Origin of the sequence: Algoriphagus sp. PAP.12 (genome assembly GCF_026652115.1) — a bacterium.
Classification (GTDB): domain Bacteria; phylum Bacteroidota; class Bacteroidia; order Cytophagales; family Cyclobacteriaceae; genus Algoriphagus.
On sequence record NZ_JAPPSQ010000002.1, the window covers coordinates 102,551 to 120,097 of the forward strand.

The 17,547-nt window shown below is 37.7% G+C and carries 14 protein-coding genes; 1 reads left to right on the plus strand and 13 read right to left on the minus strand.

From position 1 onward, the window contains the following. Positions 1 to 57 precede the first annotated feature (57 nt). From O0V13_RS03885 to O0V13_RS03930, 10 genes are all read right to left on the minus strand, one after another. Positions 58 to 1,194 (minus strand): acyloxyacyl hydrolase, encoded by a 1,137-nt coding sequence (locus tag O0V13_RS03885; RefSeq protein WP_268033678.1) that lies wholly within the window; start codon positions 1,192 to 1,194, stop codon positions 58 to 60. A gap of 78 nt (positions 1,195 to 1,272) precedes the next feature. Next, the gene (locus O0V13_RS03890) at positions 1,273 to 2,883 is read right to left on the minus strand and encodes an NADP-dependent glyceraldehyde-3-phosphate dehydrogenase (RefSeq protein WP_268033679.1); all 1,611 of its coding nucleotides are present in this window, start codon (positions 2,881 to 2,883) and stop codon (positions 1,273 to 1,275) included. A gap of 236 nt (positions 2,884 to 3,119) precedes the next feature. Further along, positions 3,120 to 4,328 carry a tetratricopeptide repeat protein gene (locus tag O0V13_RS03895; protein WP_268033680.1) on the minus strand — a complete coding sequence of 403 codons (1,209 nt, stop codon included), beginning with the start codon at positions 4,326 to 4,328 and terminating at the stop codon, positions 3,120 to 3,122. Between the two features lie 29 nt (positions 4,329 to 4,357). Further along, positions 4,358 to 6,904: a DNA gyrase subunit A gene (gene gyrA, locus O0V13_RS03900; protein ID WP_268033681.1), complete on the minus strand. Its 2,547-nt coding sequence runs from the start codon at positions 6,902 to 6,904 to the stop codon at positions 4,358 to 4,360. 95 nt (positions 6,905 to 6,999) lie between these two features. Beyond that, positions 7,000 to 8,019 carry a hypothetical protein gene (locus tag O0V13_RS03905; protein ID WP_268033682.1) on the minus strand — a complete coding sequence of 340 codons (1,020 nt, stop codon included), beginning with the start codon at positions 8,017 to 8,019 and terminating at the stop codon, positions 7,000 to 7,002. 134 nt (positions 8,020 to 8,153) lie between these two features. Beyond that, positions 8,154 to 9,227, minus strand: a complete 1,074-nt coding sequence (locus O0V13_RS03910) for a DUF4221 family protein (protein WP_268033683.1) — start codon at positions 9,225 to 9,227, stop codon at positions 8,154 to 8,156. A gap of 74 nt (positions 9,228 to 9,301) precedes the next feature. After that, the gene (locus tag O0V13_RS03915) at positions 9,302 to 9,808 is read right to left on the minus strand and encodes a hypothetical protein (RefSeq protein WP_268033684.1); all 507 of its coding nucleotides are present in this window, start codon (positions 9,806 to 9,808) and stop codon (positions 9,302 to 9,304) included. A 112-nt stretch (positions 9,809 to 9,920) separates the two neighbouring features. After that, positions 9,921 to 10,580: a ribulose-phosphate 3-epimerase gene (gene rpe / locus O0V13_RS03920; protein WP_268033685.1), complete on the minus strand. Its 660-nt coding sequence runs from the start codon at positions 10,578 to 10,580 to the stop codon at positions 9,921 to 9,923. A gap of 33 nt (positions 10,581 to 10,613) precedes the next feature. After that, the gene (locus O0V13_RS03925; protein ID WP_268033686.1) at positions 10,614 to 12,281 is read right to left on the minus strand and encodes a S8 family serine peptidase; all 1,668 of its coding nucleotides are present in this window, start codon (positions 12,279 to 12,281) and stop codon (positions 10,614 to 10,616) included. Then, positions 12,268 to 12,936: a hypothetical protein gene (locus O0V13_RS03930; RefSeq protein ID WP_268033687.1), complete on the minus strand. Its 669-nt coding sequence runs from the start codon at positions 12,934 to 12,936 to the stop codon at positions 12,268 to 12,270. The genes O0V13_RS03925 and O0V13_RS03930 overlap by 14 nt, the downstream gene beginning before the upstream one ends. 114 nt (positions 12,937 to 13,050) lie before the next feature. Between O0V13_RS03930 and O0V13_RS03935 the strand changes: the two genes are divergently transcribed. Next, positions 13,051 to 13,671, plus strand: a complete 621-nt coding sequence (locus O0V13_RS03935; protein ID WP_268033688.1) for a phosphoribosylanthranilate isomerase — start codon at positions 13,051 to 13,053, stop codon at positions 13,669 to 13,671. Positions 13,672 to 13,707: 36 nt separating this feature from the next. Here the strand turns inward: O0V13_RS03935 and O0V13_RS03940 are convergent, their stop codons facing one another. From O0V13_RS03940 to O0V13_RS03950, 3 genes are all read right to left on the minus strand, one after another. Beyond that, positions 13,708 to 14,658 carry an aldo/keto reductase gene (locus O0V13_RS03940; protein ID WP_268033689.1) on the minus strand — a complete coding sequence of 317 codons (951 nt, stop codon included), beginning with the start codon at positions 14,656 to 14,658 and terminating at the stop codon, positions 13,708 to 13,710. Positions 14,659 to 14,704: 46 nt separating this feature from the next. Further along, positions 14,705 to 16,114 carry an NAD(P)H-binding protein gene (locus tag O0V13_RS03945; RefSeq protein ID WP_268033690.1) on the minus strand — a complete coding sequence of 470 codons (1,410 nt, stop codon included), beginning with the start codon at positions 16,112 to 16,114 and terminating at the stop codon, positions 14,705 to 14,707. Between the two features lie 62 nt (positions 16,115 to 16,176). Next, the gene (locus O0V13_RS03950) at positions 16,177 to 17,529 is read right to left on the minus strand and encodes a putative oxidoreductase C-terminal domain-containing protein (RefSeq protein ID WP_268033691.1); all 1,353 of its coding nucleotides are present in this window, start codon (positions 17,527 to 17,529) and stop codon (positions 16,177 to 16,179) included. Positions 17,530 to 17,547: the final 18 nt, after the last annotated feature.

The following is a 17,547-nucleotide window of genomic DNA, read 5'->3' on the forward strand; positions in this document are numbered from 1 at the left end:
TACAAACTACCTTTTGATTGAAAGAAAAAAAAATATTTTATGATTAAAGGGAGAAAGCTATGGATTTATCACACTTTTAACTTTTCCGGGAATGGTATAACCGACTGTGAATTCAAAGAAATCTGCTTTAGCTTTATGAGCTTTGATTTGGACACCTGTAAAAAGATTGTGCTTTAATCGATATCTCACTCCAATCCTTTCATAAAACCAACTTTCTTGATTTTCGCTATTGTAATGAATATATGCTCCTAACCCTATGGGCATATATAACCTTTCATTCAACTTAAACTCCCAAGAGCCAACAACTGCAGTACTTACTTGATTGGAGAAAGTTCCTTTTTGATCAGGGAATCTACTTTGATATCCCGGTGCATAAAAGAAATCCAGCCCTAATCCCAATCGGTATTTATAGGATGCCTCCCATAGGTAATTGATTCCAAAACCTCCTCTGAAATAACTTGGGTCCCCTATTTCATAATTTTTGTGTCCAAAATAGAGGGCAATGTTCCAGAAACCTCTTTTCTCCAAAGGAGGATACACCATCTCATGATCCTTAGGCACAAATTCATTGTTCAAGTTATACTGAAGACCAAGAGAAAGTGGAGATAAATTTATTCCCGCATTGGGTCTTTTTGCTGAGCCATTTGAATAATGTTTTAAACCAAATGTTCCAAAAACTTTGATCCGATCTTGAATTTGAAAATTCGCTTTAAATCCAAAATGGATATAAGCATTTAGTGACGAACCAATGTATTTATTCAATGGATTTTCCAGGGAATCATAGGGATTCAAATTAAACCCCAACCCTATTTGGCTGAAATAAGAAAAGCTTAATTTTTTTTGAAGGGAATTTTTGGTGATTGGAAGTTCAGCAAAAGCATAAATACCTTGAGGTCTACCGATCTCAGGATAATAAGCCAACGCTGTAGAAAACCCTACCCCAAAGGTTGGGTAGCGGTATAGCTGATTATAAAAATCATCACCAACTTTTCTCCAACCCATACGGACATCTGCTCCTCTGAAAGAAACCAAATCCGCTATCTCATTTGCCCAATCTTTCCCATTACTGATCAATGGACCCGCTTCATAGGACACCTCCAGAAGCTGTTGATATTTCTTTTGAGCAAAAACTTCAACAGTACTGAAGAAAAGAATTGTAGCAAAAAGGGATTTAATAAAAATTGAATATCTCATGGGGAAGATCTTGATAGCAAAGATATACCCTTTTCAAAAAAAAGAGCCGATTTCTAATTCAAATCGGCTCTTTTTCACTTAAAATATAAATTTTGTACTTAAGAAATTTGATTCTTGATTTGTCACTATCTCATTGAGCAGCAATTTATTTTCATCGGATAGTTTAGCTGCAACCAAAGACCGGATACTAAATGAACGTAAAGCATCAGATACTGACAGAGTTCCTTCCGCACTATCTTTTCTTCCAGTGAAAGGAAATACATCTGGCCCCCTTTGGCACTGGGAATTAATATTGACACGACTTACCTGATTGACCAGAGGGTCAATTAATTTAGAAAGCTCTTCAGAATCAGAACTAAATAAACTCACCTGTTGACCATGAGGAGAATCTATCAAATATTGAATAGGCTCTTCTATTCTTAAAAAAGGTAAAACAGGAATCACCGGTCCAAATTGCTCCTCTCTAAATAGTTTCATTTTCTCATTGACAGGATAGACCACTGCCGGATAAACGAAGCTTTCGTTTACTTCACCACCACCCTCATTCAAAACTTTAGCTCCATGCTTTTCAGCATCTTCAATACATGCTTGAAGATAGGCTGGTTTCTGTGGTTCTGGCAAAGGTGTGATTTGCACCCCATTTTCCCAAGGCATACCTGGTACTAACTGTTGAACTGCTTCAACCAATTTCTGATTAAACTGATCGACAATAGACTTATGAACAAAAATGATTTTGATTGCTGTACATCTTTGGCCGTTAAATGAAAGTGCTCCTGTGATACATTCTTTAACTGCTTTATCTATATCTGCATTTGCAGTAATAATAGCTGCATTCTTTGCATCAAGTCCCAAAATCGCTCTCAATCTATTGACTTTAGGATGTTGTTTTTTCAATTGATCTGCTACTTTACTCGAGCCAATTAAAGTCAAAACATTGATCCTTCCTGACATCATTAATGGAGGAATAATATCTGCCCCTCGTCCATAAACAGAATTTACAACCCCTTTAGGAAAGCATTCTGCAAAAGCCTCCAAAAGCGGATAATGCAACAAAGAACCGTGTTTGGGTGGTTTAAAGAGAACAGTATTACCCATAATCAAGGCAGGAATCAGAGTTGTATAGGTTTCATTCAAGGGATAATTGAAAGGCCCCATACAAAGAACTACACCCAAAGGAGATCTTCGGACTTGAGCAGCTATACCATCTACAATTTGAAATCCAGAAGACTGCCTATCCAAATCTTTCAAAGCATCTACAGTGGCATAGATGTATTCAACAGTTCTATCAAATTCCTTCAATGAATCAGTATAGGATTTACCAATCTCCCACATGATCAGTTTCCCAACCAACTCCCGCTTCTCCAACATTCTCTTGGTAAACTTTTCAATGCATTTGATACGATCTGCTACTGACATAGTAGGCCATTCACCTCTTCCATTGTCATAGGCATTTTCAGCAGCATCTAGAGCTGACATCGCTTCTTTTGCACCACAAACTGGATAGGATCCAACTAATACCCGAACAGGTCCGGATTTCTTTTCAATGCAAACTGGAGAAAAAACATCATGTGTTTTACCTTTCCAGGTTTTCATTTCCCCATTACACAAGTAAGTGTTTTGCAAAATGGGGTCTTGGAGTAGGAAATCCTCCGGGATTTCTTTCTCCTTAGGGAATTTGAAATTCTTCATACAACAGGGTTTTATAAAAATTGTAGGAAATAGAATAAAATAGGTTTGAGAGGTTAAAATTGATGATTTATAGAGGTATATCCTATGAAAATCAAGGCATTCTACGGAATCGATTGAAAACCAAAATAGCCTATATAAAAACCAAAAATCATCTGGTACTCACCTGTTTTAGAAAAATGAACATAAAAAAAAGGGTACTTTTCAGTACCCTTTTCCTACACTATTCTTTTTCAGAATTAATTGTCTTGCCAGTTTGGACCTAGCAATTCAACCAATTTGTTATTGTACTTCTCAGCTTCAGCTTCGTTTTTCAAACGAGTGTGGATTTGATACAAAATACCCATGATATCGGTATCTTCTGGCTTCAGTTCCAAAGATTTTTCAAAATAGGTAACTGCCTCAGCATAATGCTGATTTGCTTCTTCTCCCATTTGCTTAGATCTTTTTTCCCACTCATCGTCAGATAGGCTATTTAGTTCAGCCAAGATTTCTCTTGATTTCTCCAAAAGAAGAGCTCCCGCATAATAATTTCCTTCATAGAAGTTGGGATCCACTTCTACAGACTTTTTGTAATCTGCCAAAGCGCCATCCACATCACCAGACTGCTCTTTCAAATAACCTGATCTCAACAAGATAGAAGTGTTATTCGGATCATTTGCCAAAGCTTCTTTGATTTGAGCCATTGCCTCATCCATTTTGTTCAATTGAAGCAACAATTGGATTTCATATTCAGCCAAAATCTTGTCACTTGGATATTCTTCTCTTGCAGCCATGATCACATCATAAGCAGCTTCAGGGTTTTTATCCTCACCACTCAAAATCTGTACAAGGAAGTAATAAGTATTCAACTTATTGTACTCTGGAATCTCCAACAACAAGTTGAAATGCTTTTTAGCCTCCTCATATTTACCTAATTCATTTGCTAGATATGCAGCATTATAGTGAATAGTGGTATCTGTAGGGTCAATTTCACCTGCTAGGTTGAAAAACTCATAAGCCATCTCATAATCATCCACGTTGTACTGATTGATAGCTTTGTCAAAGGATGTATTTTTCAAAGTCATGATGGAATATGGACGAAGGTTATCTGGAACTCCTGTCATATCTTCAGCATATACATCTTCTCCTACACCGTCAGTTTTATCACCTCCTGCCATTTCAAAAGCCTCATTGAAAGAAGCCAAAGATGCAACTCCTTTTTCAAGAGTCTCCATGGTATTGGAAGAATCAGAGCCAAACATTTTCAATTGGATCTGAGCTTTAATCAAGTAGGTTTCTGGATCAGAACCTGTTTCAGCGTCCTGAGTGGCAGCATTTATTTCTGAAAGTGCTGTTGTTAAATCGCCAGACTTAAAGTTTTTCTCAGCGGATTTAACTACTTTCTTTTGTCCAAAGGCGATGGTCGTAGCACCGACCAAAACCATTGATAAAATTAGCTTTTTCATTGGTTAGCGTTTATTCGGTAATTGTTTGGTTATTCTTTATTTTCTCCTGGTTCATCAGGTTTATTTTCTGAATTGGCATCGGAATTTTCCTCCGCAATTTCTGAAGAATCTACTATTTCATCTTCTTCTTCTCTAGAAATTTTTTCAACAGAAGAAATCTCATCTCCTTCTCCAACTTTGATTAATCGAACTCCTTGTGTTGCTCTTCCCATAATGCGAAGATTATCTACCGAAATCCGAATAGTAATCCCAGATCTATTGATGATCATCAAATCATCTGTGTCAACTACTTGTTTGATCGCAACCAAAGCTCCTGTTTTCTCAGTGGTATTCATGGCTTTCACACCTTTACCACCTCGATTGGTGATTCGATATTCTCCTAAATCAGAACGTTTTCCGTATCCTTTTTCAGAGACTACAAGCAAGGTTGCATTTTCTTCGGATGCACATACCATGCCAACAACAAAATCGTTTACATCATTTAAGGTTATTGCTTTTACACCCGTGGCGGTTCTTCCCATCGGTCTTACTGCAGACTCATGGAAGTGAATAGCTCTACCGGATTTGGCAGCGATTACAATATGATGATCTCCATTGGTCATATCTACATTCACCAATTGATCATCTTCCCTGATATTCAAGGCAATAATACCATTGGATCTTGGTCTGCTATATTGCTCCAAGGTAGTTTTCTTGATGACGCCTTGCTTGGTCACCATCACCAAGAAATGATTATTTACATAATCTTCATCATTCAGATCATTTACCTGAATAATTGAACGGATTTTATCATCCTGCTCAATATTGATCAAGTTCTGAATAGGTCTACCTTTAGAAGTTTTACTTCCTTCAGGAATAGCATAAGTCTTTAACCAAAACAATTTTCCTTTATCAGTAAAGATCAAAAGGTAATTGTGAGTCGAAGCAGTAAACAAATATTCAGTAAAGTCATCTTCCTTTGTACTAACTCCTCTGGAACCTACTCCTCCTCTTCCTTGAGTTCTGTATTCTGTCAAAGCGGTCCTTTTAACATATCCCTGATGAGAAACAGTAATAATTACTTCCTCATTAGGAATCATGTCTTCATAACTGAAATCTTCAGCATTATGCTCGATTTCAGTTCTACGGTCATCACCATATCTTCCCTTCATTTCAAGAAGTTCCTCTTTGATGATTTCCATCCTCTTGTCTTCGTTGGCAAGGATGAATTTCAACTCCTCGATCAACTCCATAATTTCTTTGAATTCCTGAAGAATCTTGTCCCGCTCCATTCCAGTCAATCGCTGCAATCTCATATCGAGAATAGCTCTTGCCTGAATTTCACTCAACTCAAATCTCTCAATCAAGCCATTTCTGGCTGTTTCCGGATCTGCAGAATTTCGGATCAACTCGATCACCTCATCCAAATTGTCCAAGGCAATCAAATAACCTTGTAAAATATGGGCTCTCTTTTCGGCTTCTCTTAACTCATATTCAGTTCTTCTGACTACTACTTCATGTCTGTGATTGACATAGTGAACAATCAGATCTTTCAAATTCAAAGTCTGAGGTCGGCCTTTTACCAAAGCCACATTATTCACTGAGAAAGAGGTCTGTAGCTGAGTATGCTTATACAAATTGTTCAAAACGACACTTGGCATGGCGTCTCTTTTCAATTCATATACGATTCTCATCCCTGATCTATCCGATTCATCGCGGATAGCAGAGATTCCTTCGATTTTCTTTTCATTGATTAAGGCAGCAGTTTTTTCAACCATATTTGCCTTGTTGACCATGTAAGGAATTTCAGTGATGACAATCATCTCCTTGTTTCCTCCGTCTTTGGTCTCTACATTGGCTTTCCCTCGAATGACGATTCTTCCTCGACCAGTTTCAAAGGCAGCCTTCACACCATTGTAACCATAAATGATCCCTCCAGTAGGGAAATCAGGCGCCACAATGTGTTCCATTAATTCAGAAACAGTAATTTCTTTATTATCGATATAGGCTATGATACCATCAATTACCTCAGAAAGGTTATGAGGGGCCATGTTGGTCGCCATACCTACTGCAATCCCAGATGCGCCATTCAATAGTAGCGCTGGGACTTTGGCAGGAAGGACAATCGGTTCCTTTAATGAGTCATCAAAATTGAACTGAAAATCAACAGTCTCCTTATTGATATCTACCAATAATTCTTCAGCAATTCTCCTCAGTCTTGCTTCAGTATAACGCATCGCTGCAGCATTATCACCATCAATGGAACCGAAGTTACCTTGTCCATCTACCAATTGGTATCTCAAGGACCAAGGTTGGGCCATCCTTACCATGGTTTCGTATACAGCAGAGTCACCATGAGGGTGGTACTTACCCAGTACCTCCCCTACAATTCTTGCAGATTTCTTATAAGGTTTGTTGTGTAAAACTCCCAGTTCTTGCATTCCATATAGGATTCTTCGGTGAACTGGTTTTAGTCCGTCACGGACATCTGGAAGTGCTCTTGAAACAATAACCGACATCGAATAATCGATGTAGGCTCCTCGCATTTCCTCCTCAATGTTAATGGGTATAATGTTCTCGTTTTCTCCTTGAGCCATAATGTGCTATTCACAGGGTATATTAAGCCTGCAAGATAGTAAAAAGGTCAAGCTTTTGAAAAGAGAATGTCAACTCAAATGCAGGAAATCAGGACTTAATACCATTGTCCGATTTTTCTGTCCTGAAGTTTGAAAATCGAACTACCACGATATTCGATTCCATTATGCATATGCTTCATCACAACCCCACAACCACGGATTTTACATCTCTTGGTTCCTGGAATTCGAATCGAAAGTCCAACCTGCATCGCATACACCTGTTGCTCAAGATCTTGCACCTCAGAATAATCCGCAGATGCATAAGTAAAGTTTCTAAATTCGGCACTTCCTTTTAAAAATAATTTAGTGTATTCCGAAAAATCACGCTCCAATCTCAAGCCAATTGCATAGTATGGTTTGTCCCCAACAGCTAATCTTGGCGTATAAGAACCATTGGCTGCCAAAGATGGATCATATGCTTTTTTTAGATTCAATTGTCCAAACTCCCCTTCCAAAATGAATCTCCAAGGGTAAATCTGACGAACTCGCTGCTTCAGTTCGGACTGCATATAGATATTTGCTCCAGCATATTTACGATATCTCCACTGCAGATATTTCGCTCTTTTTCGAGCATCCCATAGGACAAGACCGACAGTCCCATAGAATTTACTCATTTGATAAGTCGCTCCTTCAAAATCAAACTGCCAATCTCCTCCTCGCATAGGACTCAAATTCCCCCATTCTTGACCATATCCCCCTCCAATCGTGAGAATATTGAACACATTGATTCTAAGACCAGCGTTGAACAAAGGAAAAGTCCAGTCCTGAGATTTCATTTCCAAAGGATTTTCTTCGGTCATATCCAAAACCAAATCTGATTCACGGAATCGACTGAAATTATCATAAAGCCCAACATTATCGGTATAAAAACTAGTACCAAATTGATGGTAAGCAGCACCAGTAGAAAACTCAACTGCAAACATCTCCATGATATTTCGAGTCACATTTCCGATGGAGGACTCGCTTTTGGGGTTTTTGGCTTTTCTAGAAATTCCAAATATATCTTCCTCTTGGGCAAAGGATGAAAATTGAAATGAACAAAATAAAACAAGTAAAGGGAGTAATCTAGTTTTCATAGATAGGTAACGGTAAAGCTGGCTTTTTTGGTGCAAAACTCGAAAATTAAACACAAAAGTGAATTGGTTCTATAATTCTACAAATTGCTTTCCAATATTTTAGAATACTAAAAAAATCACATTTTTTCGCCAAATCAATTTGGGAAAACTCCTACAAAACGCATTGAATCTTCATGCTCTTTTGAAAAATCCCCATCTATCAAAAAGAGCCCATCATTATTTAATTCAAAACCAAGATGTATTAGAGAATTGGGGATTTCTATTTCTTTAATTAGCTCTAGATTTTCATCAGAAATCAATAATCGAACCTCCCTTTTTTTAGAATCAGGTTCACCTTTTGGGGATGAATAAAATCTATAATAATTTTTCCTAAATCTATCCCAGATAATTGTTCGATAGACTCCATTCTGAAATAAATGTTCTTTTGAATTTTTTCTATCAGTTTTTTCACCAATTAGCTCTCTTACGTCCAAATGATTCTCTGAAATAACATTTTTTCTTTCCCAATTTTTTGACGCTCTAGAAAATCTAAACACCTCTTTAGGCGAATAATTAAAAATAACTTCATCTTCAAAAATCAATACATTGTTATGAAAAAAGTAGTCATTAGAAACTGGTGAAAGATCAAAATCTGGATAAGAAAGGTCTCTTTCTAATTCATTTGTTTTAAGATTCAATGAGTAAACTATAGTTCCTTCCAGAACTTCTTTTTGAAAAGCCAAAAAATCAAAGACTGGGAAATAGAGGATATTATTTTTCAAGAAAGATTGGTTAACTCCGAAAAAACTAGGAGATATTGGTATACCTAAAGAGTCTTTCAAATTTTTGAATTCGGTAATTTTATTACCTTTTAAATCAATCTCTATTATTCTACCTAGGTCAGCAATAAAAATTCTGTCCTTCAAAATTTCAAAACCTAAAAACTTTTTTATAGCAAATGGCCCCTCAGATTCTAATTTGATTCGATTTGTTAATCCAATACCTTTTTCTAAAAAATCGAGACTAAAAGTGTTCGGATTAAAAATTACGTATTTATTCTGATAGGATTTATGAAAAACCGAAGGAGTATTGGACGTACTATCATCAATAGCAATAAAAAATTCAGGAGCCATATTGATTTCAAGCCCTGATAACTCATTTGCCTTTTTCCTATTGCATGAAAACTGAAAAAATACAATTAAGAACAAGGCATATCTTATGAATATCATTTAAAACCCTAGTTAAAGAGATAAAAAAAACACCCTCTTAGTGAGGGTGCTGTTAATTTTATTCAATGCGGAATTTATTCTCCGTCCTCTTCTTCAGCTTCTTTTGCAGCAGCAGCCTCAGCTTTCTTTGCCTCTACAATTGAATCGATTTTTTCTTTCACAGCCGGGTCAGACTTAGCTCCATTTACTTTATTGTAAGTAGACACGCCCAAAACCTCATCGTCCATAATTAATTCAGTTTTGAATTCTTTTGCAGACTCTTGCAATGAACCCATAAAATCAATTACTTCTTGAAATGCAGCTTTTTCTTCATCAGTCACTTCAGCCTCGGCCATTTTTGCTTCATCACCCCAAACAGCTTTGATTTCATTGTATCGTGCACCGCCTTGGAAGATTTCATTACCTGAAATCATATTTTTCAATTCCTCGGTTTTATCATTGACAAATTGGGCAGTTAAAAACTCGACATTAGCGTACTTTTCAATTTCCTCGTCAGTCACTGGCTCTTCTGAAGCTTCTTGTGCAAATCCGGTTAATCCTAGGAAGGCAAAAAACGCCCCAAATAGCAGAACTTTTTTCATAATCTTTTCTGAGTTTAGTTTACGATAAGCTCTCAAAGAAATGGTCATATGCCAAAAAATCAAGTAAAACGGGGCTTTTTTAAGTTTTTTTATGATAAATGGACCTGACGCCCTAAACCATGGTAATAGATTTCAACTCTCCAATTGTCTGAACTGGATCAGGCGCACTAAAGACAAAACTTCCTGCCACCAAAATATCTGCCCCCGCAGACAATAATTTTGGAGCATTTTCCAAGTTCACTCCCCCGTCAATTTCGATCAATGTTTCTGTCCCTTTTTCAAGGATCATACTATCCAGTCTTTTCACTTTGGAATACGTGTTTTCAATGAATTTTTGCCCCCCAAAGCCAGGGTTTACGGACATGATAATTACAACATCAATGTCTTCCAATACATCTACTAAAAGTTCAACCGGAGTATGAGGATTAATTGCTACCCCAGCTTTTGCTCCGAGTTGTTTGATTGCCTGAAGTGTCCTATGCAAATGCGTACAAGCTTCATAATGCACTGAAATAACCGCTGCCCCTGCATTTCTAAACGCTTCCAGGTATTGATCTGGATTTTGGATCATCAAATGTACATCCAAGGGCTTCTGGGCATGCTTTTTAATAGCTTCGGTAACTGGTATTCCAAAAGAAATATTGGGCACAAATATTCCATCCATAATATCTACATGGATATAATCAGCTTCAGAACTGTTCAGCATTTCTACTTCTGATTGGATATTTGCAAAATCTGCTGCTAAAATTGATGGGGCAATAAATGGTTTCATAATTCTATTTGTAACCTGAGTCAATTCTCAAGTTTAATACCTATATAATTTTGTTTGCTTGATCAAGGCACCTTCTCGCAATTGAATCAAATACAAGCCAGGCTTGATTCCTTCCAAGAGAACCCTATAAGGTTCCGTGTTAGTACTTCTTTTCAAAATAGTTCTTTGTAGCTTTTTACCGCTCATATCTACCAATTCGAAAGAACTTTCAAGACCTAATCCAAAGTGAATTTTCAACTCATCTTCCTGCAATGGGTTTGGATAAACCTTCCAAGGAATGAGCTCGGGTTCTACTTCAACATCCAAAATTTCACCATAGTAAGCATCATAAAAATTAGGAATTCCATACCCTAAATCATTGTCAGGGTTTTCATATTGAGTAGCACTTCTAAGCAAATTCAATATTAAATCTTCTCGAGTCCATTCTGGTCTTCCTTGCCACAATCCTGCAGCTAGCGAAGATATCTGTGGAGCTGAAAATGAGGTCCCATTTGCAAAACCAACAGCTCCATTTGAACGGATTAATGCTGTCCCGCTTCCAAATGCTACTAAATCAGGTTTGATTCTGCCATCTCCAGTGGGGCCTCTGGAGCTAAAGCCAGAAACTTCCAAATCTTGCTTGACAGAACCTATTGCCAAAACATTTGGAGAATCCGAGGGAGCAACCAATGTAGAGGTTTGTGAGCCATAATTCCCAACACTATTCACCACCAAAATCCCCCTTTGGGAAGCCAGGTTAGCGGCTTGAGTGATTACGGTAGTTTGACCGTCCAGATCCTCCAGCGTATGATTCATACTAGCATCATCAAAATCCCAATACCCCACAGAACTACTGATGATATCCGCTCCCAAAGAATCTGCGAATTCTGCAGCCCGAAGCCAATTGTATTCTTCTATAGGATATTCGGTAGCCATTTCTTCAGTCATCACCAACACAAAATCCGCATTTGGTGCACCTGCTATCAGGGTCTCGGACTCATTGGAAGCGATCAAAGAAAGGACATTGGTACCATGCTGATTGTCTTCAAATACATTTTCATTCCAAGGTCTCACAAAGTCACGAGTAGCAAGGATTTGTCCATTTGCAAACAAATGAGATAAGGCAGAAACTGTATTAGCTCCAGGAAAACCTGCGTCAAAAACTGCTATGGTGATACCATCTCCGAATAAGCCTTCTTCATGCATATCTGGTATACCCAATAAGTTATTTTGAAAATCAGAAGGGAGCTCCTGACTTTCCAATTTCCTGCTGGCTTTTCCTCCAGGAGGACAGATTTTCATAGTAGTGGAAGCATAAATCCGCTTTCCAACTCTCGCATTTGGGCTTGGAATGTAGCCTTTGGCCACTAATTCTACTCTGTCCACAAAAGGTAAACTTTCCAAAGCTGCAACCCCAGTTTCATCAGTCACAACCAATGAAGCATTCATCCATTTACTTTGATAAAGGATATAATGGGCGATATCAAAAACTTGATCGACATATTTTTGAGAAACAGGCAAATCCAAGCTATCCACTTGAACTCCTTCCCTATTTCGTCTTTGGATTGCTTTGGAGGTCAAAAATCCCTGTGGGTTTTCCAAGCTTAAAGACTCTTGAGGTTTGTATTTATAAAATACAGCATACCTATCCTGTGCCTCGACTTTCAAAATGGTCAGGCTAAAAACAAAGCCAAAAAGAAAAAGCCACTTACTCTGAACCATGACTTACTAATTTCATATGCACTTTACTTCCAGAATCTATCAATTGATCACCCAAGCAATCATTCCTAGAACAATAAGTTAACACTTCTGAATACAATTCGGTCATTCCTACATCCTTTTGGAACATTTCATAGCGAATATCTCGAAATGTGATTTGATCATCTTCATTTTCCTGATCAACTTTCAATTCATTAGATTGAGTAAAATTCACTTTGAACTCATCATCTGCAGCATTCCGATATAAGTTTCCATTCCAAGAAGTACCTTCAGCGATGGCTGCAGGCAAGATTACCAATGGTTGATTTTGAATTGTCCTTATCAAACTACCTTCTCTTTCAAGTAAAGTGTATTCATAGAGCAAAGTCCAATTTTCTTGATCTTCAGACTTTCTGCGTTCTACAATAAAGACCTGCTCTTTTGCATCATTCACATAAACTGATCGAATCTTATCCCGATAATAAAAAAAGCTCTCTTCTGAATCATTTTCACCATAATGGATCAATTCATCCACTTCATATACCCAATAATTCCCAATCAATAATGGGAAATATTCAATGGAGGGATCCATTTGGGGATCTTCAATTTCTCTTTCACATCCCAATATCAATCCAGAAGTGAAAAGCAGATAAAAAACAAGACGGAAATTGTGTTTCATGAACCCCTAAAAATAGAAGGATTCTATCAAAAAACCTTCTTTCCAATGAATCCTTCCTGATATTTACCTTCCCAAAACTGAATTGTTTTTACCTTAGCGGAATAATTTCAAAAAATGGCATTAAGTACTTTTGTAAAAATAGGTGGTATCACCAATCTGAGTGACGCACGCTACTGTGCAGGAATGTATGTTGACGTATTGGGTTTTTGTTTGGAAGAAAGTTCAGACAAATTTGTTCACCCCACCCAATTTGAGGAGATAACCGGATGGATTTCAGGAATAGAACTGGCCGCAGAGTTTGAATCCGAGGAAGCAGATTACATCCTTCAGAAATTGGAGAAATACCCAAATATTTCCTGGATCCAACATCAGCGACTGGAAACCCTAGTGGAATTGGCTGATTCTGGTAAAAACTTAATCTATGAAGTCAATGTCAATGAGCTAAAGCATTTAGAAAATCAGGTGGCCGATCGTCTAGCCAATTTGGATATTTTTATGTTGGTCCGTGGTCCTCATGATAAATTGACTAAAGAAGAGGAAGAGATTATTTTAAAGATTTCTGATAAAGCATCTGTTATTTTAGGCTCGGGAATTTCCGAATTCAATGTAAAGTCACTTGTATCAAGTCTCAATTTGTATGGAATCGCATTGGAAGGTGGAGAAGAAATCAAACCGGGATTAAAGGATTTTGATGAATTGGCAGACATCTTAGAAGAATTAGAAGTAGAAGATTAAATACATGCAAAAGGCTCCTTTCGGAGCCTTTTGCGTTTACATTTCAAATAAGTCAGATTTTTTATACGGACTATGATCTCCTGCAAAGAGGGAGCCGTCCAAAAAACGATGGGAAATCCCTATGTCTTTTAATTCCATCAAGTCATGTTCTGTCAACTTAACATTGATAGAATCAAAATTCTCCTTAATTCTACTTTGGTTAATCGATTTTGGAATCACTATTACATCTCGTTGAATAGACCAAGCAATCAATACCTGTCCTGCAGAAACACCTTGACGATTGGCTATTTCTTGTACTACTGGATTGACCAATAATTTAGGATCGTTTTTATGCCTCTCAGCTCTAGAATCTGAGGTACCCAAAGGACTATAAGCAGTCAAAAGAATTTCATGGTCTCTACAAAACTCTACCAATTTTTCCTGTGGAAGAAATGGATGCATTTCAATCTGATTCATTTCAGGGCCTTCTCCTTTCATTTTCAGCAATTCTTTCAGCTTAGCCTGATTGAAATTAGAAACTCCAATGTGCTTTGTCTTACCCAATTCTTTTTGCTCTTGCATGGCTTCCCAAGTCTGAGTCAAAGGCACATCTTTATAGGTATAAAATTCTTCTCGAGTTCTAGCAAAACCAACACCATGCTTAAAGGCCACAGGCCAATGCATTAAATACAAATCAAGATAATCTAGGCCCAGTTCTTTCAAAGACTTTTCTAAAGCCGGCCCCACGTCTTCATGTCTATGAGAATCATTCCAAAGTTTTGAAGTGATGAATAGGTCTTCCCTTTTCACCAACCCAGCCTTGATAGCATCAGCTATTCCCTCTCCCACTTCTTGCTCATTGCCATAAGCAGCAGCACAATCAATATGCCGATAGCCTGCTTCGATTGCCCAAAAAACAGCTTGTTTTACTTCACCAGGGCTACTTTTCCAAGTTCCCAACCCCAGGATTGGAATTGGATCTCCATTTCTGAATTGTAAGTTTTTCATTTGTTTCAAAAAGAATTTTAAATCATATACGAAATGACAGCATGTGTCATCCTATAAATCTTACTTTTTTCTCTAGATAATTTTTAAATCGATTCATTACCCATAAATGAATCTTTGCTTGGGTATTCACATAAATAAACCAAGGTAATCGAGGAACAAAATCATGGATGGCAGTTAGAATATACCTGTCATCCAAAACACCCCGAAATTCAAGCCAACCAGAATCATATCTCTTGACTAGCCATCCACCTGATATGTAAAATAATTCCCTGTGCTGATCACTCCTATCATGTACAGGAGTTAATTCCAACATTGGCATTCTTCCATTCATTAAGAAAAAGCCTACCCCTTCCTGACCACTCATTTTTCCATTGATCAGAAATTTAAAAAACCAGGGCAACCAGACTCTATATCTCTTGGCAACCCAAGGTATCGAATAGCCTGATTCATTAGAAAGTCGCTGGATACTTCTAACTGTATTTTTTATCCCCTTTCTCTTATAAAAAGTGGGCAAATATGGTTTTTCATTAGAATTAATGGCTTCTGAAACAGATTCCTCATAATTGAGATAATCAATTTTTTTATCCTTCAGAGCCAGTTTAGGGTTTACTGTCAGCGTATGCTTCAAACTTTCAACCAACGGAGAAACCAACTGTGATGGACTTTCCCCAAAAAGACCAACCCAAAATTTACTCAAGCCTAAGGAAAAGAAAGGTACCGATAAGATCATTCTTTTTTTACCTAAAACTGTCGCCGTTCTTTCAAGCATTTCCCGGTAAGTCAATATTTCAGGACTTCCGATTTCGATTGCTTGATTGTAAACATTTGAATTTCCAATACAGTGATCTAATATAGTCAAAGTATCCCGAAGGGATATGGGTTGTGTCTTACTTTCTGTCCACTTTGGGCAGATCATCAGGGGAAGTTTTTGAACCAGATTTTTAATCATATCAAAGCTTGAACCACCCGGTCCAACAATGATTGATGCTCTTAAGGCCGTCAGGTTGTTTCCTCTCGAACCCAAGACTTGTTCTACTTCCAGTCTGCTTCGGATATGTCTGGAAAGTTTCTCTTCGAAATTATCCGGAATAATCCCTCCTAAAAAAATGATCTGACGGACTCCATTTGCCTTTGCTGCCCTACTAAAATTATCTGCCAGTAATAAATCAGTATCTTCAAAACTCCCTTGATTCAATCGAGTGGAAGAATTCATAGAATGCACCAAATAAATTGCCACATCTACTCCCTTGAGTGCTTCTACCGTGGAAGAAATTGAATACAGCTCTACTTGTCTCCACTCTACTTCCGATTGCAAATTTGCTTTTACCTTTCTCCTACTCAGACCAATAATATCATATTGATCGTGATAATGATGAATAAACCATCGTCCGATATATCCACCAGCTCCAGCTATTGCAACTTTCAGCTTTCTATTTTCGCTTTGGGTAGTAGGCATAAAAAAAGGGATTGAATATATTTTTAACTTCAATCCCTTCATTCTGTTTATTTCTTTACCATCTATTTTTCTTGAGCCAAAGAAAAAGCTGCTGTTGTGGTGAAATACTTGGTAATCATATTCGGAACCTCCCAGTCTGGCATATTTCTACTTTCATAATATTCCAAAAACTGCTCAGTCACTTGAGCAAAGTGTGCTTCATGACCATTGTGGTATTCCTCAGGGATCTTCACCTCAATTAGTCCAGATGATTTTTCTTCCAAAGAAATTCCAGGATACTTAGCCTGTAAAATTTCAGAGACCGCTTTTTCTAGTGCCTCTTTATTTTCTCCCAAAAGCTCTACATAAAGAGCCGGCTTATAATTTTCCTCAGCACCTTGACGGATAATTAGATTAGCTTTGGTTCCTCTCATTTTACTGTAATGAGTATCGGCTGTTCCTTCTGGAGCTTGAAAATTCCAAATAACAGAGACTTTTGCATGAACTCCTTTCAAGGTATAATTCATCACTCCATTTGCCAAGACGTCCAGTTTGCCATCTTGACCAAAAGGAGCCGTTTTACCGGTAACTTTTTCGTATTGTTCGGCATTCAAGGAAGTTGGTAACAACTCGGCTTCGAGCATAGCCACGTCTGTGGTATCCAATATTTGCTCTGGGAAAAGCTCCCACTGTACCAAATCTACAAGGTGGGTCGTCACGTCGACAATTCCTGAACCTTCGATTTCAGTGTCAAAAAACCATTCTGGTCTGATCAACGGCTGACCGGAAACATATTTAAAAAAGTGATGAACTGATTCTTTTGTAATAGCTGGGTTATCTAATGTTCCTGTTTCCACAGTTCCAAAAACACCTTCAATCATGGAAAGCTCTCGCTGCAATTTGGTAGTAATCTCAAATCGCTCAGTCATGATATCATAAAGCAAAAGGTCTTGCTTTTCTGCAGAATCAAATGCTTTCAAAAGCTTTTTAAACCCATCATGATTAATCACCAAAGGCTTATCAGCATAGACATTGATTCCATTATCAATAGCAGCAGAGATGTAGTCAATTTTCCGATCATTCTTCCCTGCTACCACCATCACATTTCCAGGTTTTCGAGAAATCATCTGATTGACGAAATCCGGCCCTTCATAAATTTCCAGTTTCCAAGCAGTTGGATCTTCAGAACGAGTATTATAGGATTCAATTCTTTTGAGATATTCCTGTAATTCCTCCCCTTCAGGTGCAAAGACATGAATCGTAGAATCAACATTTGGATACATGGATTTATGAATCAGTCCAGCATGAAAATGTCCCGGATCCAAAGTCATAATTTTCACCTCCGTATTTGATACTTCAGTTTCATCTTTCATTTCAGGTGAAGAACAAGCTGAGAAAATAAGGGCTCCTAAGAGCCCTATTTGTAGTTTTTTCATATTATAAAATAATCTAAT